Genomic DNA, 21131 nt, shown 5'->3' with positions numbered 1-21131 from the left:
TTGCGGTAATCGCCGAGAGTAACAGTCGGTGGCACCGGTACGTTGACGGTGAAGATAAATGGCTCGATGGAGTCGATTCGTTCGAGTGTCGGCGGGCCAACGACTTCAATCTTTTCTTGTTGAATAGCCTTCTTGTAGGCGCTGTTGATCAACTGTTCTGTGGCTTCTTCGATCAACGCTGCTCGCCCGAAGGTGCGTTCAATAATAAAACGAGGCGCTTTACCGGGACGAAAGCCATGAATGGGAAACTTCTGCGACAGGCGGCGCGCCGCCTGATCAAGCCCTCGTTCGAACTGATCCCGGTCGATTTCAATCTTCAATGAGATCAGACTCTTTGGTAATTTCTCAGTAGTAATTTTCACGGTAGTATCCTTAACACACTGCTACTTTGGGCAACAAGGAATGCCTGTTTGCCTCACCAAAGACGCACGCATATACTGGTGCGCCGTATGTTGCATTATAGCACGTCTATCCACGAGATGCGAAGGGGTATTAGGAGTTTTAGGGATTTTCAGCGTCTTCAGTCTTGGATGGAGCGATACCGAAGCATGTCAGCACGTGCTGATAGTGATCCCTAATCCATTGGCCCGCGTCGTGTGGTCATTTAGCACTTCTGGGGTGGAAACCACCTCTGCAATAGCGGTGACAGGTGCAATCGGCGCACCAACGAGAATCTGGCAGCAGATCACTATCGAAACAGGAAAGTTACCGCTTCGGCGCATACTGCTGTGCTCATTTCACTTACCACTCTTCTCTCTTTCTCACCAGAGCAGCGTAAAACGTTGACAAGCGCCAGGATTTTTAGCAGTATATCCGCTTACGGTGCGCTATATCGGTCGAGACCTAATCGGCGTGCTACCCGTTGAATAAGGGTACGAATTTGGCGGTATCCCACCTTCTTGCTCGCTTCGTCAAGGGGTACCCAGGCCGCATCTCGAATACCTTCAGCCAGAGCCGGAGTTGGTGGTTCGGGCGCTGCGCTGGCCAGGAAAAAAGTCACCTGCTTGTCACGCCAATGCCCACGGCGGTAGATCGGATACGTGATCTGTTCAAGCCGTTCGGCAATCGTACAGTGAATACCAGTCTCTTCGCTGACCTCTCTGACGGCTGCCTGTTCATCGGCTTCACCTTCATCAATGTGACCTTTCGGCAATGTCCATACGCCTTGCTGATCTTGGATTAATAACACCAGAGGTCGTCCCATCTGATCGCGGGACAGTACAATGCAACCGGCGGCGCGGATTGGTGTGTCGGTCATATTCCCTCATAGTCCGAAGAGACGGCCAATGGTGGCTTCAATCTCTACCCACCATTGGGCCATCGGTGTAGCATTTGCCTGCTGCGAAATCCACTCTAAGCGTCCACTTGCTAGCAGTATTCCCATTGCAACCATCAGTGTACCACTGGCAAGGCTAGTCGTGTGAAGAAACAGTTCATGCCCGAAGACCTTCACGGTAAAGCCGCGTCCGCGCAGAAAACGCCAGAATCGCGATCCGGTTCCCAGGCGATGGAAGAAGGTGGCAATGACAATCAGGGGTAACCCTAACCCCAGCGAATAGATGAAGGCCAGCACAGCGCCTTGAAGAATGGCAACATCACTGGTTGCGGCCAGCAGGGTCAGCAGCGCACCCAAAATCGGGCCGACGCAGGCCGTCCACCCCAGTGCGAACGTGGCGCCGAAGAGGTACGAACCGGCAAACGTAGCAGCCGGACGCTCTTGCAGTTGTGGCCCGGCGAAACCTTTACCCAGCATTCCCATAATGCCAAAGCCGATAATAATCAAGCCGCCCCAAAAGGTAAGGGTACTCCGGTTGGCAAAGAGCAGGCCGCTCAGAGCAGTCGCGCTGGCGCCGAGGAGAGTCATAGTTGTCGCCAGGCCAAGGAAAAAGGCAATACCCATCATTGCGATCCGCGCTCGTTTCTGACTGCTGGCCTGAAAGGTGAACGCGAAGTAGGCTGGCAGGATGGGAAGGGTACACGGCGACAGAAAACTGAGCACACCGGCCAGGAATGCCGGTAGTGCCAGAACAACAACGCTGCCGCTACCGGTGAGAAAGCGGGTCTGCTCACCGGCATCTAAGCTCAAGGCGAGCAGGACCAGGATCGCCAGCACACCAATCACTGCAAAGGTGATCAGGCTGCGCTTCCCAAAGCGGCGTGGTGGGTCAATCGGGTGAAGGGTCATACAATCCTCGCTGGTTGTGAATGGCCTGTGACCAGGCGAGGAGCAGTGCGCCGAATGCGCGCTGCTTCCTCGTCGCTAACCGGTGTTGCTCCCATAAAGAACAGGGCTGCGCTAAGCACGTCATACCGATAGCGCCGCCGCTCCCATCTTCCAGATGTATTCCGGCACAGTAAAGTTACCCGCCAGAACATACCTTCATTGTTATACTCTTCCGACTCGATCCAAACCAGTTCTCCCGGTGAAAAGAGGTTTTGCAACCGCTGATAGCAGGCATCGCGGCTAGACGTTGCGGTGTCGATCATACCTGCACACCTCTCGTACATATCATATCTTCGTGTGGCAAGCGATAGTGAGAACGTCAGGTTCTTCCTCGTCGCTTCCTCCTACCACATTTGGGATAGATGTGTTCTGCCATCGTACCGATTGGTCAATTCCACATCGCTATGCTGCTATGCTTTTTATCACTATACCATTATACCCTTATACCCGCTCAATACAACATCACACAACCAAACGTTAGACAACACTTAATGTTCCATGCATACCTGCTTAATATCAATAGCCTATGCTGAGTAATGATGTAGAACAGTCGCATCTCGTCAGGAGTCGGGAACAATGCGTGTGGCACTGGTATGCGAGACCTTTCTCCCTGATGTCAATGGGGTAACGACCACTCTCTGTCATTTGCTGGAATATTTGCAACAGCAGGGTCATGAAGCGCTCTTGTTTGCCCCCCAGGGTGCGCCGACGAGCTACGCTGGGGCCGAGATTGTCCCACTCAGCGGGATGCCATTACCGCTCTACCCTGAAGTAAAGGTAACCCCGCCTCAACCAGGGTTAACGGCCCGGCTCCGTCAGTTCCAACCTGAACTGGTTCATCTGGTTGGCCCGGTAGTGCTAGGTGCAATTGTGCCCGGCATCGTCCGCCGCCTTGGTCTACCGTTGATTGCTTCCTATCACACCGATTTCGGCGCCTACAGTCGGCACTACAGTCTTGGCTTTCTCCAACATGGGGTCAACGCCTGGTTACGCTGGATTCACAATCGCTGCCGGATCAATCTGTGTCCTTCCAGTTTTACGCTGCGGGTACTGCGTTCAGCCGGTTTCCGCCGTTTACGAATCTGGGGACGAGGTGTCGATACTGAACGGTTCCACCCACGGTATCGGAGCGAAGCGTGGCGGGCAGCAGTTGGTGCCCGACCTGGTGAGCGCATCCTGCTTTACGTAGGACGGCTGGCCGCTGAAAAGCGGATCGATCTGCTACCGGAGGCGATTCGTGGCATCCCAGATGTCCGCCTGGTCTTTGTTGGCGATGGGCCGTTTCGCACCGAGCTACAACGTCGTTGTGCCGGTCTACCGGTTCACTTTACTGGCTATCTCAAAGGCAACGACCTGGCAACAGCGTATGCGAGCGCCGATGTGTTTTTGTTTCCCTCTGACACCGACACGTTTGGGCAGGTTATTCAAGAAGCTATGGCATCGGCGTTACCGGTCATTGCCGCTCGTGCCGGTGGTGCGATTGACCTGATGCAACACGGACAGAACGGCTACCTCTTCGCCCCTGGTGTCGCCTCCGATTTGCGCGCCCGTCTCCGCGAATTGCTGGCGAATGACGATCAGCGATTGGTGCAGGGGATGGCAGGTCGGACCATCGCCGAGCAGCGTTCGTGGCCGCGGGTGATGAACGAACTGATGGGGTATTACGCTCAGGTCTGCCGTCGCAGCAATCAGCGTAAGACCAGAGGTTAAACAGTGACGCGGGTTCAGAGCCGAAGATGGGGATACCATCCTCTGTGTGAGCATGGTTAACCATGTCGGTTCATTCTGCATTGTCCTCTTATAAACCCTACCTCCTGAAGTGAACAGGTAGAATCAACGCATGCCGTGTCGTATCCCGCCACGGTGATCTATTCATTGGTGCAAAATCACCATTCTCCCTTATACCGCTAACCTACGTTGTTCTCTGGGTGCGCGGGCCTCTGGCCCGCATCCGGCGGTGCATAACCGGAAATAATCATGTGTCGTATCAGCACACCATGCGGACAGGTTGGAAGCCGTCCTTGCCAGTGCAATGAGATGATCAATGCGCAGCATCATTCTCCTGGCAGCAGTGTGAACTGCCAGCGATGAATGAGAGTGGCAGCAAACAGCCCTCGGAAAGGACATATTCAGACACGCTCACATCAACGTGACAGTCTTCATGCTGGGAAAACATCAAATGCACGATACATCCCGGCTATGCAACAACAATACCGCCTCGTGTTCATCAATAGCTGAAAGCGCTTTCACGGTTTTGTACAAGTGTCTCGCGCTTTTTTGAAAGTCAGCAACCTTGCTCTTTTGTACTATAGACGTAGTTGGAAGCGTTCCCAGTAAGTGATGGCTCCTATGAATATCACCCTTGATGAAATTGCCCATCGGGCAGGAGTATCGCGATCCACCGCATCGCGCGTACTCAACCATCATCCGCACGTCAACCCGGCAGTGCGTGAACGAGTCTGGCAGGCTATTCGCGAAACCAACTATCAACCCAACCATACAGCACGATCCTTGGCCATTCGTCGCTCGCAGGTGATAGGGATCATTATTCCGCAGCCAATTCACACCCTCTTCGCCGATCCCTACCTTCCGCTCTTGATCGAGGGAATCGCTCATACCTGTAACGAGCGACAATTTGCGATGATGCTGGAACTGGCAACGAGCACCGGTAATCACCCCTATCTGCATATCGGTCGGCGCGGTTTTCTCGATGGTGCCATTATTGCCTCAGCCGTCGAAGATCAATTCCTTTTGCAGTGGCTCCAGCAAGAAACAATTCCGGTAGTCTCAATTGGTCGGATCATATCGCATCCGGGTATCCCCTACGTCGATGTTGATAATCGCCACGGGGCACGGATGGTTGTTGAACATCTCATTCATTGTGGGTATCGTCGGATTGCCACCATTACCGGACCGATGAATATCATCGCTGGCCGTGAACGCTATATGGGCTATTGCGATGCTTTAACGGCTGCTGGCATCTCAGTTCAGCCCGAACTGGTGATCGAGGGCAATTTTAGTGAGGAGAGTGGATATATCGCGATGAATACGCTCTTACGGTTTGATCCGCGTCCCGACGCTGTTTTTGCAGCTAGCGACATGATGGCGCTTGGCGCGCTCAGGGCATTAAGGGCGGCCGGTTTGACAGTACCGAATGACGTTGCCCTGGCCGGATTTGACGATATTCCACTCGCGGCAGCGATGACGCCAGCCCTTACAACAGTGCGGCAGCCGATTGCAAAATTGGGGCAGACAGCGGCCTGTCTGTTACTTGACTATCTGCTTAACCCTCCTGCTGAACCGACGGTTCAGCGCGTGATTCTACCCACCGAACTGGTTATTCGTGAGAGTTGCCATAAGCAACCTTGAAAGGAGGTGTAGGTAAGCAGGTTTTTGATTGATCTGCTTTATACCAATTTCACGACGGCGAAAGCAAGCCGGTTAAGGCACACTGTTCGGATATGCAGCTTTAACTCTATCAAAAGCACGACGGCGTAACAACTTCCACAGGAGGAAACCAAATGAAGTCGTTCAAATTATTGTTCGTCAGTATCATGCTTATGCTGGCCGCGGTTCTCAATGCGGCTTGTGGGAGCAGCCCGTCAACACCATCGGCCCAATCTACGACCGCGCCAGGAAGTGAACCAACCCAGGCTGTTGCCCCTACTCAGGCACCTGCCCCAACCCAACCTGCCGCAAGCAACCGCACAAAAGTTCGCTGGTTTGTCGGCCTTGGCGCCGGTTCTGACGAAGGTGCCATCCCGGCCCAGAATGCGTTCGTCGAACGGTTCAACGCCGGTCAGGATAAAATTGAACTGGTCATCGAGATCGTTGACAACAACGTTGCCTTTGACACCCTTGCCACCCAGATTGCTGCCAGTAACGCACCATGTATCGTCGGGCCAGTGGGTATCCGGGGACGTGACAGCTTTAAAGGTGCCTGGCTCGATCTCCAACCACTGATCGATAAGTACAACTACGATCTGAGTGACTTCGATCCAAACCTGATTAAGTTCTATCAGGTAAAGGAAGAAGGTCAGCTCGGTATTCCGTTTGCCATCTTCCCTTCATTTATCATCTACAACAAAGACCTGTTTGACAAGGCAGGATTACCGTACCCGCCAGCCGAGCATGGTGCGCCCTGGGTTGATGAGAATGGTGTCGAACACGAGTGGAATATCGAGACCCTCACCGAACTCGCGAAGAAGCTGACCGTTGATGCCAACGGTAATGATGCGACATCACCCAACTTCAATCCCGAGAAGATCGTTCAATTCGGCTGGATGAACCAGTGACGCTCTCCGCCGCCATAGGGCGGCGGCTGCTCAGCCAACGCTCGGCATATCTGCCCACGTTATCGGCTGACCGCCCCGTCCAGGCGGGTTTTGTAGAGCCAACATCAAGATGTTACGCGCTGCGTTCACATCTCGATCAAGTGTCAGACCACAATGAAGACACTGGTGAACGCGGACCGACACATCCTTAGGAACGATCCTTCCGCAGCCACTACATGCCTGACTTGTATTGACGGGACTTACGGCAATTAGTGGAATACCAGCACTCTCAGCCTTGTATTCTAACATACGTCTAAATATGCCGAATCCAGCATCATACGAAGCACGGGCGAGATGTCGACTGCGGTTCATGAACGTTAGTTTCAGATCTTCTACCGCAATCAAAGCATACTTTTTTACGATACCCTGACTAATTTTGTGAAGATAATCTCTTCGTTGGTTTTCTATCTTTTCATACAAACGTGCGATCCGCTGATATGTCGTGTGTTGTCGTCGGCTTCCCTTTACCTGACGACTAGCGTGACGTTGCAGTCTGCGCAGTCTTGCGAGGTTGTTTCGCAACCAGCGTGGATTTTCGATAAGTTCACCAGTAGAGAGAGCGGCAATGCGTCTTAGCCCAACATCAACCCCAACAGGTTTTCCGGTTGGTGTCCGTTGAACAGGTGTGGCGGACAATGTGATGGAAAGAGAAACATACCAACGTCCATTTCGCCGTGTGATGCGAGCATGGTTAATTCTGGTGTCTTCAGGAATAGCTCTGTGATAACAAATCCGGATTTCACCTACATTTTGAACATAGAGAAACACGTACTTACGTTTACTTGTCCGCAACTTACACCCATCTCCATAGGTGTATTCCATAGTATTAAAGCGACTGCGGGCTTTGAAACGAGGAAAGCCTACCTTTTCACCAGACTGTAAACGACGAAAAAAGGAAGTATACGTCCTGTCCAAACGGCGAAGAGTGCGTTGCAGACTAGATGCATTGACCAGTCTTAAAGTATCTGGGTTCTCCCGGCGAATATCGCGAAAGTGTTTACACTGAGTGTCATACCCAATACACTCACCCGTTTCTTTATAGATATTAATTCGCTGTTGAAGGGCGTGATTGTAGACGATCCGATGTTGCTCCAGAAGGAAGGCGAGCCTATCAGACTGGTGGTTGTTCGGTCGAAGCAGGTATTTGTATGTAAGCATCATAGAAACCTCAACTGCTGGTTCTCGCATGAATGTCTGACTTCTGCTTCAGAGTCCTGGCCGATTGCACTAATATCAGAGCCTCCGCTCGTAAAATAGTGTCATTTCGACCAGGACTAGAACGACTCACAACTGTTGCCACCTGCTATCGAACCGTTGCGGCAAGGATTCACTGTCATCTCTACACACGACTTGTTGAGATGACCGGATGTTCGATCCAATACCGGGTAATAGTGTTTATCCTGTGATGTTGACTGTAGAACAATTGTACGATAAATCCATATTTTGTCAAGGCCGTCTCTATACGAGGAAAAAGACTTAAGAGTACTTCCATCGCTCGTTGGCACCCATTGCCATCTCTGAAATGATGGCGGTCGCAGAACCTGCTATGGATACCAAGAGGGCCAATAGACTCTCCATTTGCTGAGACTACAAAGCCATCGCTATTATAGTACGGACGCACATTCCGACACCATGAGGGTGGCGATTGCATTAGCGCAGCTACGGTATGGTATGTTGGCGCCTGTTACCAGCGGGCAATCCAGGTGCTGCACAGTTTGCTCATTAGAGAGGTTGGATTAGCGTCGTGTGCGTCGATCTTCGTTTGCCTCGGTACGCCAATTGGAGCAAACTGAATTGTAGAGGTGTTGGAGGAGAAATGCACAAAGGTACATAGCTTAAATAGGCTACCCACACTAGGTTGTCGGTAGATGTGTGTTTGGTATTGTCGCAAGGTGATCAGGAGTGAATTGTACCGTTATTACGCCACTCCTTCGCAAGCTAGGGAAACAGGAGTGTCATCCAGGCAGCCTACATGATAGCGTGCCTGCTACCGGCCTAGTTGCATAGAGACAATCCTCTTGTTTGGATGTGGGATTGGAATTTGGACTATCAGATTGCTCGCCAGAGTACGACAGGTAGGTAACAGAGCTGACCACAACGGTGCTGGTCGTATCGTATACCAGTTCTGACGAGTAGAACGGTATTATATCGCTCAACTCGTGCAGGATTATCACGTCAATTCACCACGTTCCGCTCGCCGACGTATAAGATTGGGGAAAAGTGATACACGGTTTTCACAGCCAGGATTAGTATTAATTTAGTATGGTGTCTAAAAATTTCCTTTCCGAAATCAACTATCACCAGGAACCGATAGATGTAGAGCGGTTGGATGTACAAACAACCGCTGAGACTGCACGAAAGGTATAAACTGAGATCATTGCTCTGATGTGCACAAATTTGAACCAGCAACCAAGGTTTAGTAGGAAGTCGGAAATAAAATTGGAACCGCTAGAAGACTGTGCAACAGACATTATCACGCATCGCAACTCAATGGCTGATCTGTTCAGGGGTCATCACTCTGCTCCTGATGGGTTGTTCGACCTCTACTCCGTCCGCTTCGGTACCTGCAGAACCGATACCGACGGTATCACCGTGGATACTGGTCTGGAGTGATGAATTTGACGGCGAGACACTGAACAGCCGTAACTGGTTGTTCGATAAGGGGGCTGGCGGTTGGGGGAATAACGAGTGGCAATACTACACCGACCGGCCAGAAAATGTACGTATCGAGAACGGAGTTCTGATCATCGAAGCCCGCAACGAAGAGTATCTGGCGTGGAAATACACTTCTGCCCGCATTAAAACCCATTATCTCCAGAGCTGGACGTATGGCCGTATTGAGGCCCGGATAAAATTACCGGTTGGCGGTAAAGGCGTTTGGCCTGCCTTCTGGATGTTGGGCGAAAACGTTGCCACTGCCCGCTGGCCAAGATGCGGCGAGATTGACATCATGGAGAATATTGGTAACCCTACCACCGTGTACGGTACGGTGCATGGCCCCAGCTATGCCGGTAATAAGGCGATTTCCAAGGCATTTGTCAGTCCAGTTGATCTATCTGCTGATTTCCACATCTACGCTGTTGAGTGGGAAGCAGACGAGATTCGTTGGTACGTAGACGATCAGCTCTACCACACGGTACGGCGCGATCAAGTACCAGGTGAATGGGTCTTTGACCATCCCTTTTTCATTATTCTCAATCTGGCCGTGGGTGGTAACTGGCCGGGGTATCCCGACGAAACGACTATCTTTCCCCAGCAGCTCCAGGTTGACTATGTTCGGGTCTATCAAGCCGGTTCATGATTAGCCGGCCTAGCACGAGGAAAATTATGACGACTCATCTTGACACTGAGACATTGCTTGCTCAACTCACACTTGACGAGAAGATTGCGCTGTTGGCCGGCGCCGATGCCTGGCACACGGTTGCTATTCCGCGGCTTGGGATTCCCGCCATCAAGGTTACCGATGGCCCAAACGGTGCACGGGGAAAAAGTCGTAATGGCATTCACACCTCAGCATGTTTTCCGGTAGGGGTCGCGATGGGCGCAACATGGAATCCTGAACTGGTGCGTCAGATCGGTGAAGCCCTCGCCGAAGAGACCAGGGATAAAGGGGCACATATCTTACTGGCGCCAACCGTCAATATTCATCGTTCACCCCTGGCCGGGCGCAATTTTGAGTGTTTTTCCGAAGACCCCTACCTGACCGGTATCATGGCTTCGGCCTACATTAGCGGGCTGCAAAGTCGTGGCATCGGTGCGTGTATCAAGCACTTTGTCTGCAACGATTCAGAATTTGAGCGGTTTAGCATGAGTTCAGATGTTGGCGAACGGGCACTCCGCGAAATCTATCTGCGACCATTCGAGATGGCAATACAGCGTGCTCGCCCCTGGGCGCTTATGTCGGCGTACAATCGTATCAACGGCGTTTGGGCTAGCGAGAATCGTCGTCTTCTCGTTGACATTTTGAAGGGGGAATGGCAGTTCGACGGCCTGGTCATGTCCGACTGGTACGGCACCTACAGCGAGCACGCTGTGAACAACGGCCTCGATCTGGAAATGCCCGGCCCGGCTCGCTGGCTCAGTCGCGAGCGAGTACTTTCAGCGCTGGAACGCGGTGCACTGAGCGAAGACGAACTCAACGATAAGGTACGGCGTCTCTTGCGGACGATAGAGCGGGTAGGTGGCTTCACGCACCCAATACCGGCTTCTGAACAGGCAAATGACCGACCGGCACATCGGGAGCTTATCCGACGAGCCGGGATTGAATCGATTGTCCTGTTGAAGAATGACCGCCGCGTGTTGCCCCTTAATGCCACACAGCCGCAAACCATTGCCGTTATCGGGGCTAATGCCAACTGGGCGGCAATTATGGGTGGCGGCAGCTCAGAAGTAGCCCCCCATTATGTCGTGACACCGTTGCAGGGTATTCGGGCACGGGTTGGTGCACAGAGTGTGGTCGAATATGCAATGGGTTGTCCAATCTTTCGTCGGCTTCCAAACATCGAAACAACCTGGCTACGAGTTCCCGATAGTGATCGGCGTGGCGCCCTGCTCGAATATTTCGCTCTTCCTGATCTCAATGGCGCACCAGTGTACTACGAGTATCTGAGCACGCTCGAAGCAAGCTGGTTTGGCGATCAGATTGAAGAACTACCCAACCCCACCTTCTCAACCCGACTGAGCTGCGATCTAATCCTGCCTCGCAGCGGACGATACCAGCTTGGGCTGGCGTGCATTGGTCAGGCCCGGCTCTGGTTGAACGATGAGTTGTTGATTGATCTATGGGAAAAAGCTCTGATGGATGGTAGTGACACACGCCGTACCGTAAGTCTGGATGCTGATCAACGTTATCGACTAACGGTAGAATTCCGTTGGCCTGAAGCCGGTAACTGGCGCGGCCTGCAGGTTGGCCTGTTGGCCGAGAGCGAGCACGATCCGATTGAAGAGGCGGTTACGCTGGCATCCCGCTCGGATGTAGCGATTGTGTTTGCCGGTCTGACCAAAGAATGGGAAAGCGAAGGGTTTGATCGCAGCGACATGGAACTACCTGGCCGCCAGAATGAGCTCATCCACCGCGTTGCAGCCGCCAATCCGAACACGATTGTGGTTCTCAACGCCGGCTCACCGCTCAGTATGCCCTGGCTAAACGAGGTAGCCGCAGTTGTACAAGCTTGGTATGGAGGGCAAGAAGCTGGCAATGCCATTGCCGATGTGTTGTTCGGTCTTGCTGATCCAGGTGGTCGTTTACCAACCACTTTCCCCAAGCGACTGGCTGATAATCCAGCCTACATCAATTATCCTGGTGAAAACGGGCATGTGCTTTACGGCGAAGGGTTATTCGTCGGCTATCGCTACTACGACCGCAAAGCGGTTGAACCACTCTTCCCATTTGGCTTCGGCCTGAGTTATACCGAGTTTAGCTACAAGAATCTACGCCTTTCGAGTGATACTATTCGTGCCGATGAAACCCTTACCGTTCATGTCGATATTACCAACATCGGTTCACGTACCGGCACGGAAGTAGTGCAACTGTATATCCGCGATAACGCGGCGCGCCTGATGCGTCCTGACAAAGAACTAAAGGGGTTTGCAAAAGTTGAATTACAGCCCGGTTCAACTACAACCGTAACTTTTACGATTGATCGGGAAGCGTTGAGTTACTACGATCCCGCTGTTCCTGGTTGGATTGCCGAGCCGGGTGAGTTCACGGTGCTCATTGGACGTTCGGCCAACGATATTCGGTTGAGCGCAACATTTCAACTGGTAGCAGCGGAAGCATGAACGAAGACGGATAGAGGTAAGCGGGGAACAGAGTGAAAAGCAGGGGCGAGTGAGGAACTCGCCCCTGTTGTGATATTGATCGTCGTTGGTCAGGCAGAGACCATTGCTGCCTTCTGCTTCGCCTTCTCTTCTTCAACCAGCACCCGGCGCAGCACCTTCCCAACTAGCGTCTTCGGTAGCTCACTACGGAACTCGACCTCACGCGGCACTTTATACGGCGCAAGGTGCAACTTGCAGAACTCTTTGATCTCTTCAGCGGTTGGGTTCTCGCCCGGCTTAGGCACGATAAAAGCCTTCACCGTATCATCACCACGCTGCGGATGCGGTATTCCCACCACCACTGCTTCCATCACCTTGGGGTGCATGAAGAGCACTTCCTCGACATCGCGGGGCAACACCTTCAGACCACCCACGTTGATCATGTCCTTCTTGCGGTCAACGATGTAGAAGTAGCCGTCTTTATCAACACGAGCAATATCGCCGGTATGCAGCCAACCATCGGCATCAATGGTTTGGGCGGTTTCTTCGGGACGTTGCCAGTACCCCTTCATCACCTGCGGCCCACGTACACACAACTCACCGGTCGCCTCACTTCCCGGTTCGATCTCTAGACCGGTATCGAGATCGATCACCTTTGCTTCCGTATCCGGCAGCGGAATCCCAATACTTCCGGCGCGTCGCTCACCGAACACCGGGTTGCAGTGGGTAACCGGGCTAGCCTCAGTCATCCCGAAGCCTTCAACCAGCCGACCACCGGTAAGCTGACCAAACTTCTCCTGAACCTCCATTGGTAACGGAGCCGACCCGCTGAGACACGCCTTCACACTGCGCAGATCATACTCGTTAACCTTCGGATGGTTGATAATACCGATATACATGGCCGGTACGCCGGGGAAGAGCGTACAACGCTCACGCTGAATCACGTTCATCACGTTATCGATAGGCCGTGGACTGGGCACAATCACAATCTCGGCGCCAAGATGAATGCTATACAGCATAGCTACTGTCATCCCGTAGACGTGGAAGAAGGGAATAGCTGCCATCATCTTCTCGGCGCCAGGTTCGCCACGTGGCAGCCATGCCGCGATTTGCAACGTGTTGGCGACCAGGTTGCGGTGAGTCAACATAGCGGCCTTGGGCAAACCGGTTGTACCACCAGTGTACTGGAAGAGGGCCACATCGTCTGGTGACAGATTTACCTTTGGCGGAGTAGGACCATACTTTTCAAGCAAGTGCTGGAAGAAGAAGATGTCTTGCTCTGGCATGACCTCAACCCATTCAGGAGTCTTCTTCTGGGCACTCTTCACCAGCAGATTCGAGGGGAAACCCAGCGTATCGAAGACATGCGCTACAATGACTCGCTTCACCGGAGTCTCGGCGCGTACTTCTCGCAAACGCGGCCAGAAGATATTAAGCAAGACGATAGTTTCAGCTCCTGAGTCGTGCAACTGATGTTGCAATTCGCGCCCGGTGTAGGTCGGGTTCGTATTGACAACAATTGCCCCTAACCGCATACAGGCGAAAAAGGTGATGACATAATGCGGCGAATTAGGCAACATAATCGCCACCCGATCACCCTTGCGCACCCCAAGCTGATAGAGCGCCGTTGCCATCCGGTCAACTTTTTCGTTTAACTGCCGATAGGTGAGCTTGCCACCAACCGTAAAGCGCCCGCCAAGGAGATAGCGTAAAACGAAATTTGTTGCAGTGTGATCGGCGTAGGTCTTGGCGCTGTTGCTCAACATATCATTGAGCGTGATGTCAGGATACGTCAGCGTCTTTGGTACGCCCGGTTCATAGTACGACAACCAAATCTTTTCCAAGTGGCACCTCCTTGCGCTTTGATCGGGTAGCGATCATTGATTTACCGGATACTTTTACGATGAAGAAGACAACGTTTCATCGTAGAACCAGATTGGCAACCCTTCCCCTCGCCCCCTTCTGCGCTCAAGAGAGCAGCGAAAGGGGGAGGGTTCCGCCTACACATCGTCGCGTAACCAGCCTCGCTCGCGAGCGATAAACTTGATTGTAGCATCATCTGGTGGATACAGACCGGCAGCCTGATATGCATAGGCCAAAAGTGCTGCACCACCAATTAACCCGATAATAAGCCCCAGGATGAAGGTAAAGGCACCAAATACCTGTTTCATAGAACCTCCCCGTGTCTATTCCCATGCTGATTGGGGAAATACACTTCGATTGTACCACATTTTAACGTCGTTGGAAGTGGATCGGTTATAATAGGGCTATCACGATGTTGCTCATTTCCAACATACCACATCATCACCGTTCTCTGGTCGCAAAGATCGTTCCCATCAAGGCCTACCTATCGATTACTGACGAATGATGACTAAGTTTAAGGAGTTGACCCATGGCCAAAGTAAAGATGACGCGAGGCAAATTTAACGGGATTCAAGCTTGTGCAGATGCTAACGGCATTATTGCCGCAGCGGCAATGGATCAGCGCGGTTCATTGAAGAAGGCGATTGCTAAAGCCCGTGGCGCCGAAGCAACGAGCGAAGATTTAACCGTGTTCAAAACAGCCGTTACCCGCATTTTGACCCGCTATGCCAGTGCCATTTTGATGGATCCCGAATATGGGTTACCGGCCATTGCGCAACGTGCGCCGGGTACCGGTGTGTTGCTGGCTTATGAAAAGACCGGCTACGATGCCTCGGTACGCGGACGTCTGCCCGATCTGCTCGATACCTGGAGCGTGCGACGCCTGAAGGAGGCTGGCGCGGATGCGATCAAGATTCTCCTTTATTACAATCCCTTTGATGATGCGGCAATCAATGATGTAAAGCACGCTTTCATCGAACGAGTCGGCGCGGAGTGTGCGGCAAACGATATTCCATTCTTCCTCGAGCCTATTGCTTATGACGATACGGTTGGTGATGAGAAGAGCTTTGAATTCGCGTTGGTCAAACCAAAGTACGTGACTGCGTACATGGCCGAGTTCTCCAAGCCGCAGTACGGTGTTGATGTGCTGAAGGTGGAAGTGCCGGTGAATGTAAAGTTTGTTGAGGGTATGCGAGTTTTTTGCGGCCAGAAAGCGTATAGCCGCGAAGAGGCCAAAGAGTACTTCCGCCAGGCAGCCGATGCCGCTCGTAAACCCTTTATCTATCTGAGCGCCGGTGTTTCCGATGAGGTGTTCCGTGAGACGCTCGAACTGGCCGCCGAGGCCGGTACACCATTCGCCGGTGTCCTGTGCGGACGCGCAACTTGGCAAGACGGTATTCCGGTCTACGCGCAGCAGGGCCTTAGTGCACTCGAATCATGGCTGGAAGATCGTGGTGTCGCCAACATTACCGCGCTAAATGAAACCCTTGCGAAGGGTGCCAAGCCATGGTGGACGATCTACGGCGGTTTGGATAATATCGAGGTCGTAGACTTGCCAGTCTTGAATTAGCTTCTCTCTTTACCTTAGCGAACGACCCTGCTGAGAGCTAGATCAGAAACTCGGGTTTCTGATCTGGCTTCTTCCGTATGCAGGAGGAACATCGCGTAGAGGCGACGCATACGTCGCCTCTAACCATTGTCAAATAGCGATTCGTCGGGTTGCCATTCCGCAGACGGTCATGCTTTGTGCGCAACCACTAAGAGTCTGATCAAAAACGTTTCATTAGGCACGTACTGTTCTCGTGCGACTATCGCGTGAGGGGTTTCCAGCGTTCTTTCTCTCAGCCCCACGTTCCCCCTTCCTCTCCTCCACGAGGAGAGTAAGGGGAGGGCCACCAGGCGTGCTCCGCAGCACCGGCGTTAAACCGTCGCGAAGACGCATGTGCTGTCCGCCAACGTTTCCCTGACCATTATGGAGATGCCATTATCAAGCCGCATCAAAAGCCCAGGTTTTTGATCACGCTCTCAGGTGATTGCATCGGTTGGGAGTCATCGGCAAGCGACACTGGGGCACAACCCATCTGTAGGGGCACGGCGCCGCTGTGTCCCTCCAGGTGATTCCGCCGACATCAAGTTAGGCGTCTATCGTCACGTGATGATAGGTGTTCTGATAGGCTCTAAACGATTGTTGGTAATGAGTTCGCAACCAGGCGACCTTGGTCAACGATCAACTGCTCATCGACACGTAGACTGGCGCCATTGATCACGAAATCAAGATTGAGCGATGAGATACTCGCACCTCTTAGATACCGGTCCTTACCGAAGGCAATACATAGTGCTCCTTGAACGTGCTGGTCGGCCATTGCCCAGCCAAGGGGCTGGAGTAAACGCGGATTAAGACCGATCCCGACATGCGTGATCTGACGGGAAGAACCATCGTGACGGTCGAAGAGTTCAATCAGACGATCAGCACCGCTCACCGCTTTGATCTGTGTTACTCGCCCACTACTTATGTGGAGATGCACGGCACGAGCCGGACCTGCGACCGGCAAAAAGAGGTCACCTTCAGCGCGATCTGCAATAACAGTGGTATACACTGATCCAGAAGGCAGGTAACTGATTATTGCATCTCTTGCGCCAACGGGTGCTGTTAGACGGCCCATATCGTATAGCCATGGCTGATGGTCACGGTGAAGATGTAATTCATACCCTGGCCCACTGCTAATAGTAATAGTTGCAGCGCTGTTCAGTACAGGCATGAGCCGTTCGGTGATTGCCCGTAGTTCATTCGGTTCAACCAACAATGCGGGCATCATGCGCAATTCTAGCTCCTCGTGGCTCAATCCCAATTGGGCTGCTTTGCCAATCGTTGGAATGGCCGCAATGACCTGTGGGATACATCGATCTTCGCGAATCTTCTCCAGACGGTTATAAGCAGTGCAAAAAGTGTGCAACGCCTCATCCGTTATCTGCGACAGATTCGGATAAGCACCAACGAGGAGTAGCGAACGATCAACCTGATATAACCATTCAGCGTATCGCCGACCACGGGTGGCGAGCGTATCCGGCGATGTCGTTACCAGCAACCGTTCAACCTGCTGAGCTGGCAGCACAGAGACGAGCGGTTCGGCCCCAACGCTTTCAAGTGCCAGCAAGACGGCATGGAGCAATCGTTGATTACCAGCCTCATCACGTACCTCGATCAATTCACCGCGTTGGGCGCCCAGTGCGTCAACCAGTCGTCGTGCCAGTTGATCCCAAAGACTCTCGATCATGGTCTGCCCCTTATAGTAATGGAATGTACTGATAGTTTGGTGGCACGAAGAAGCTCCCTTCGGTTACCCCCTGTGGCGCACACTGACGCAAGCGGCGCCCTAACTCAGCGGCACTGATGTCGTTGTGGAGATAAGCAAGGAATGCCTTACTCACCGCCATCACCTGATCAGCCGATTCGTGTACAAATTCTAGCCGGTAATGCGCAATACCGGCAGCACGCCAGCGATCAATGTATTTACTCGCTTCCTGGGCTTCAGCACCAAATACCGTATTGCGACAACCGACATCGGCAATCACTGGATGGACAAGTCCCTCCGTATCACGGAGTGCCACACGATGCCGTTCACACGGGCGTCCACAATCTTTGTAGCTGGTGCCGGTCGACAGAAAACGACAGAACACACAGTGTTCCGTATGAAAGACCGGCAGATGGTGGTAGGCAATGACTTCAATACGACTGCCGCCAATCCGCTCGGCCAGATGCGCGATCTGTTCAGCGTTGAGGTCATGGGTCGGGGTCAAGCGTTTTAATCCCAGGCCCAGTAACAGATCGGCTGTAAGGACATTAGCCGCATTCAGACTGAAATCACCGGTGAGTTCGAGCGCGGGATCATCACGCAGCAGCTCGAGCAGACCGGTTGAACGTACCAGCAGGGGAGCGTTTAGTTTGCGCAGAAACCGTACTACTCGCTCATCTTCAGGCTTGAGAATGCGTGGCGCTGCAATTCGGGCAGGAATACCGGCATCACGAATCTGGGCCAGTGCCGGTTTCAACCCTTCAAGATCAAGATAATCGAGTGTGATGCTGGCCGGACGCAGGGCAATCGCCGCCGCCAGTTGTTCCGGCGAGCGAACCAAGAGGTGCAAATGAAAAACATCAGCGGGTGCTGTCGGGGTGACAGCCGTAAGCAGTTCGTCTAACACCTGCCCTGGTTCACGGATCGTGTATGTTGGTGGTTGTCCCTGTAATGCTGCCAGCGCTGTTGTCGCCTGACGTCGTAATTGATTAAGCAGCGATACCGGTACAAAGGGGTTCCCCTCAATCTGGGCAGTCAGTTCGGCCAGCAGGTAGGGAGTATCACCTAACCGACCTAACTGTTCACGCAGCATTGATTCGTCGAGTGGGCGATGTTGAGCTGGTGTCAAAGGAGACTCGCTGCGCACCGTTACACACAACGTCGGCTGTTCAATCAGTGTCCAGCGCAGTTCAAGAGCATTCCCGACACGTGCCTGCACATCAACGCGCACCGGTTGACGGCGTACCGGTGCGGCTGGTTGCACGAAGGGGCGGGCGATACGCTCTGTATGCGGATCGGCAGTGCGCCACAGCAGATCACCAACACGAATACGACGTGGATTGATCGCACCTTTAACAAATCGGATTGCCAGCAGACCGTCGCCGACCGCTTCAACGGCCACGATTCGTCCACCCTCCTCTGGTTCTTCGGGGCTACGCCAGTCGGCTGCATCAAACACCACTCCATCACCAGGTTTAAGCGGAGCTGCCTCACGGCCAGGCTCAGGCTCAATAATGATGACATCAGGACGTACTCGAACGACGCGCCCCATCAGTAATCCGCGATGGCGAGGCGCACGCCCCTTGACGACTGCCTGATGATTCGTCCCGTGTAGAAAATGTGGTCCCAACCCACGTGAGTAGACCTGTTCGAGGTGCAGACGGTCGGCGATAGTCAGATCAGGCGGTAAGCCAGCCCAGGCTGCATCGAGAGCACGTCGGTACATGTGGGTCGTAATCGCCACATATTCAGCATCTTTGTAGCGCCCTTCGATTTTAAGCGCACTAACACCGAGGCGGGCAATCGTTGCCATCTCATCAATCGCCGCCAAATCGCCCGGCGAGAGAAGATAGCGGGCAGCACCCAGGGGATGATGTCGTCCATCAACAATCAAATCGTAAGGCAGCCGGCAAGCCTGAGCACACTGACCACGGTTGGCACTGCGCCCACCCCACGCCTCCGAAGAAAAGCACTGGCCGGAATACGACACACACAGCGCGCCGTGTACGAACATCTCTAGCTCGATCGGACTCCGTGATCGAATAGCCGACACGTCCGCCAGTGACAACTCGCGGGCCAATACCACTCGTGCGACCCCATAGCGTGCAGCGAGCATGACCCCCTCGGCGCTGGTAATACTCATCTGCGTGCTGCCGTGGATCGGGAGATCAGGCACGATACGGCGCGCCAACGCTGCTACGCCGAGGTCTTGCACGATAATCGCATCAGCACCGGCAGCAGCAATTTCGGCCAGTGCCGTGGCCGCTGCTCGTAGCTCGTGATCAAACACCAGCGTGTTGAAGGTTACATAACCCTTCACCCCCCGCCGATGGAGCGTCTTCATCACCTCCGGTAGTTCACTCAGGCTAAACCCTACCTTAGCCCGCGCCGTGAAATGGGTAAGCCCAAAATAGACTGCATCCGCTCCGGCTTCGATAGCGGCATGCAGTTGTGGCCAATAACCGGCTGGGCTCATAATTTCGGGTTTACGCATATTCCTGCTCACTTCTGTAGGCTGTTCTTGTTCAAGCACCTGCAAACCGTCGCCGATGAAACGATTGCGCATAATCGTTGCTTCTCGCACCCAGGCTAGCCATCAGATTTCAGGTGCGGTGAATTTTGAAAATCGACAGATACATATTTGTGGCGTAGCCACAATGACGACAATGATAACCATCAAGCCCTACTTTGCGACTCACCCCGTGCTGGCGATCAATGAGGGTCGCATGGCACATCGGGCAGCGCGTAGCCTGATTCGCTTCCTGACCGTAGATAAACTGCAACCCACCCTCGTGCCCAATCCGACGTGCTCGCATCGTTGCTGCGGCTGTTTCACTGCCGGCATCACCTGGTAACACGTGCCACGGCGTCGCTTCACCGAGCGTCGTCTTTATCCAATCAACCAGATCGCGCAGCTCATCGGGATGATCGTTGACACCATGGTGAATACGAGTGGTAATTTCAATGTGACACTTCCAGCGGTGGTACGCCTCTTCCGCGAAACGTAAAATCTGGCGCCACTCGCTGATACCACCTAATCGGTGATATGCGTGATCTGAGAAGCCTCGCAGATCGAGACTGATGCCGTTTAGATATGGACCAAGTTCACTCAACGCTTCCAGACTGAGCATGCCACTCGTGACGATGGCCGTATAACGGCTGGCAGCACGGCTCAGTTGGAGCAAGGCCAACAGGTATTCAAAGTTCACCGCTGGCTCAGCAAATGCCCACACTATTCCTCGACAAAGTCGCTCAAGCGCGAAATCAGCAGCGCGCTGCGGATCAAGCCGCCGCTGCTTCGACGGATCGGTTGGTAGTGCACCGTAAGGCCCTCGCTGTTGGTCGAGTGGGAGCGCATACCCCCAACCCCCAATTGCCAGTACAGTCGTATCAGGAAAAAAATGCCAGAGCCGGTAATCTTCTATCGGACCAATAGCGGCGCCGCTAATCAGTCCATGATTCAGCAGCTCGATCCCTTCGGCCCGACCTATCCGCATCTGACAGCGGCCAATCTCACCCGGCGCCAATGTACAACGCCACTGGCAAGCCAGACACTGATATGTATTGTCGGCAAGCGGCTGCGCTAATGTAGCCAGCGATGACATATCCTCTTTGCCTCTCTTACTGCTCGGCCGTCACGTCTTCCTACTGGCAATT

The 21131-nt window shown here is 53.2% G+C and carries 17 protein-coding genes; 6 read left to right on the top strand and 11 right to left on the bottom strand.

Features of this window, described 5'->3' with window-relative positions:
- From JE47_RS0101240 to JE47_RS0101225, 5 genes are all read right to left on the bottom strand, one after another.
- A partial coding sequence (locus JE47_RS0101240) for a trigger factor family protein (RefSeq protein WP_031458019.1) occupies positions 1-362 on the bottom strand: 362 nt, incomplete at its 3' end.
- 189 nt (positions 363-551) lie between these two features.
- On the bottom strand, positions 552-722 hold the full coding sequence (locus tag JE47_RS21755; protein WP_160173270.1) for a hypothetical protein: 171 nt from the start codon (positions 720-722) through the stop codon (positions 552-554).
- Between the two features lie 95 nt (positions 723-817).
- Entirely contained in the window at positions 818-1258 is a 441-nt protein-coding gene (locus tag JE47_RS0101235) for an NUDIX hydrolase (protein ID WP_031458018.1), read from the bottom strand.
- A gap of 6 nt (positions 1259-1264) precedes the next feature.
- Positions 1265-2185: a cytochrome c biogenesis CcdA family protein gene (locus tag JE47_RS0101230; RefSeq protein WP_031458017.1), complete on the bottom strand. Its 921-nt coding sequence runs from the start codon at positions 2183-2185 to the stop codon at positions 1265-1267.
- Positions 2182-2487 carry a hypothetical protein gene (locus JE47_RS0101225; RefSeq protein ID WP_031458016.1) on the bottom strand — a complete coding sequence of 102 codons (306 nt, stop codon included), beginning with the start codon at positions 2485-2487 and terminating at the stop codon, positions 2182-2184. The genes JE47_RS0101230 and JE47_RS0101225 overlap by 4 nt, the downstream gene beginning before the upstream one ends.
- Before the next feature lie 313 nt (positions 2488-2800).
- Here JE47_RS0101225 and JE47_RS0101220 point away from each other — a divergent pair, with 313 nt between their 5' ends.
- The 3 genes from JE47_RS0101220 to JE47_RS0101210 all read left to right on the top strand — a co-directional run bounded on the left by JE47_RS0101220 (position 2801) and on the right by JE47_RS0101210 (position 6519).
- A complete protein-coding gene (locus JE47_RS0101220; protein ID WP_031458015.1) occupies positions 2801-3934 on the top strand; it encodes a glycosyltransferase family 4 protein in 1134 nt (377 codons plus the stop codon).
- Between the two features lie 639 nt (positions 3935-4573).
- On the top strand, positions 4574-5593 hold the full coding sequence (locus JE47_RS0101215) for a LacI family DNA-binding transcriptional regulator (protein ID WP_031458014.1): 1020 nt from the start codon (positions 4574-4576) through the stop codon (positions 5591-5593).
- 152 nt (positions 5594-5745) lie between these two features.
- Positions 5746-6519 carry an ABC transporter substrate-binding protein gene (locus JE47_RS0101210; RefSeq protein WP_031458013.1) on the top strand — a complete coding sequence of 258 codons (774 nt, stop codon included), beginning with the start codon at positions 5746-5748 and terminating at the stop codon, positions 6517-6519.
- A gap of 30 nt (positions 6520-6549) precedes the next feature.
- On the opposite strand, the gene JE47_RS21190 is transcribed toward JE47_RS0101210, so the two are convergent.
- The gene (locus JE47_RS21190; protein WP_081909974.1) at positions 6550-7746 is read right to left on the bottom strand and encodes an RNA-guided endonuclease InsQ/TnpB family protein; all 1197 of its coding nucleotides are present in this window, start codon (positions 7744-7746) and stop codon (positions 6550-6552) included.
- A gap of 1339 nt (positions 7747-9085) precedes the next feature.
- On the opposite strand from JE47_RS21190, the gene JE47_RS0101205 reads away from it, so the two are divergent.
- A complete protein-coding gene (locus tag JE47_RS0101205) occupies positions 9086-9859 on the top strand; it encodes a glycoside hydrolase family 16 protein (RefSeq protein WP_051871041.1) in 774 nt (257 codons plus the stop codon).
- 26 nt (positions 9860-9885) lie between these two features.
- Positions 9886-12339, top strand: coding sequence for a glycoside hydrolase family 3 C-terminal domain-containing protein (locus JE47_RS0101200; RefSeq protein ID WP_031458011.1), 2454 nt, complete (start codon positions 9886-9888; stop codon positions 12337-12339).
- A gap of 89 nt (positions 12340-12428) precedes the next feature.
- Here the strand turns inward: JE47_RS0101200 and JE47_RS0101195 are convergent, their stop codons facing one another.
- Both JE47_RS0101195 and JE47_RS21510 read right to left on the bottom strand, forming a co-directional pair.
- Positions 12429-14162 (bottom strand): long-chain-fatty-acid--CoA ligase, encoded by a 1734-nt coding sequence (locus JE47_RS0101195; RefSeq protein WP_031458010.1) that lies wholly within the window; start codon positions 14160-14162, stop codon positions 12429-12431.
- A 156-nt stretch (positions 14163-14318) separates the two neighbouring features.
- Complete coding sequence (locus JE47_RS21510) at positions 14319-14489, bottom strand: hypothetical protein (protein WP_152555976.1); 171 nt, start codon at positions 14487-14489, stop codon at positions 14319-14321.
- A gap of 221 nt (positions 14490-14710) precedes the next feature.
- Between JE47_RS21510 and JE47_RS0101185 the strand changes: the two genes are divergently transcribed.
- Positions 14711-15751 carry a tagatose 1,6-diphosphate aldolase gene (locus JE47_RS0101185; RefSeq protein ID WP_031458009.1) on the top strand — a complete coding sequence of 347 codons (1041 nt, stop codon included), beginning with the start codon at positions 14711-14713 and terminating at the stop codon, positions 15749-15751.
- A 607-nt stretch (positions 15752-16358) separates the two neighbouring features.
- Here JE47_RS0101185 and JE47_RS0101180 read toward each other — a convergent pair.
- The 3 genes from JE47_RS0101180 to JE47_RS0101170 all read right to left on the bottom strand — a co-directional run bounded on the left by JE47_RS0101180 (position 16359) and on the right by JE47_RS0101170 (position 21079).
- The gene (locus JE47_RS0101180) at positions 16359-17456 is read right to left on the bottom strand and encodes an aminopeptidase (protein WP_031458008.1); all 1098 of its coding nucleotides are present in this window, start codon (positions 17454-17456) and stop codon (positions 16359-16361) included.
- A 10-nt stretch (positions 17457-17466) separates the two neighbouring features.
- A complete protein-coding gene (locus JE47_RS0101175) occupies positions 17467-19968 on the bottom strand; it encodes a U32 family peptidase (protein ID WP_031458007.1) in 2502 nt (833 codons plus the stop codon).
- A 109-nt stretch (positions 19969-20077) separates the two neighbouring features.
- The gene (locus tag JE47_RS0101170) at positions 20078-21079 is read right to left on the bottom strand and encodes a radical SAM protein (protein WP_031458006.1); all 1002 of its coding nucleotides are present in this window, start codon (positions 21077-21079) and stop codon (positions 20078-20080) included.
- Positions 21080-21131: the final 52 nt, after the last annotated feature.

The sequence above is a fragment of the Chloroflexus sp. MS-G genome, assembly GCF_000735195.1.
Classification (GTDB): domain Bacteria; phylum Chloroflexota; class Chloroflexia; order Chloroflexales; family Chloroflexaceae; genus Chloroflexus.
This window is presented reverse-complemented; position numbering and strand designations above follow the sequence as displayed.

Coding starts and splice junctions, on each gene's coding strand:
- JE47_RS21755 (WP_160173270.1), bottom strand. CDS start 722: ATGCGCCGAAGCGGTAACTTTCCTGTTTCGATAGTGATCTGCTGCCAG.
- JE47_RS0101235 (WP_031458018.1), bottom strand. CDS start 1,258: ATGACCGACACACCAATCCGCGCCGCCGGTTGCATTGTACTGTCCCGC.
- JE47_RS0101230 (WP_031458017.1), bottom strand. CDS start 2,185: ATGACCCTTCACCCGATTGACCCACCACGCCGCTTTGGGAAGCGCAGC.
- JE47_RS0101225 (WP_031458016.1), bottom strand. CDS start 2,487: ATGATCGACACCGCAACGTCTAGCCGCGATGCCTGCTATCAGCGGTTG.
- JE47_RS0101220 (WP_031458015.1), top strand. CDS start 2,801: ATGCGTGTGGCACTGGTATGCGAGACCTTTCTCCCTGATGTCAATGGG.
- JE47_RS0101215 (WP_031458014.1), top strand. CDS start 4,574: ATGAATATCACCCTTGATGAAATTGCCCATCGGGCAGGAGTATCGCGA.
- JE47_RS0101210 (WP_031458013.1), top strand. CDS start 5,746: ATGAAGTCGTTCAAATTATTGTTCGTCAGTATCATGCTTATGCTGGCC.
- JE47_RS21190 (WP_081909974.1), bottom strand. CDS start 7,746: ATGCGAGAACCAGCAGTTGAGGTTTCTATGATGCTTACATACAAATAC.
- JE47_RS0101205 (WP_051871041.1), top strand. CDS start 9,086: ATGGGTTGTTCGACCTCTACTCCGTCCGCTTCGGTACCTGCAGAACCG.
- JE47_RS0101200 (WP_031458011.1), top strand. CDS start 9,886: ATGACGACTCATCTTGACACTGAGACATTGCTTGCTCAACTCACACTT.
- JE47_RS21510 (WP_152555976.1), bottom strand. CDS start 14,489: ATGAAACAGGTATTTGGTGCCTTTACCTTCATCCTGGGGCTTATTATC.
- JE47_RS0101185 (WP_031458009.1), top strand. CDS start 14,711: ATGGCCAAAGTAAAGATGACGCGAGGCAAATTTAACGGGATTCAAGCT.
- JE47_RS0101180 (WP_031458008.1), bottom strand. CDS start 17,456: ATGATCGAGAGTCTTTGGGATCAACTGGCACGACGACTGGTTGACGCA.
- JE47_RS0101175 (WP_031458007.1), bottom strand. CDS start 19,968: ATGCGTAAACCCGAAATTATGAGCCCAGCCGGTTATTGGCCACAACTG.
- JE47_RS0101170 (WP_031458006.1), bottom strand. CDS start 21,079: ATGTCATCGCTGGCTACATTAGCGCAGCCGCTTGCCGACAATACATAT.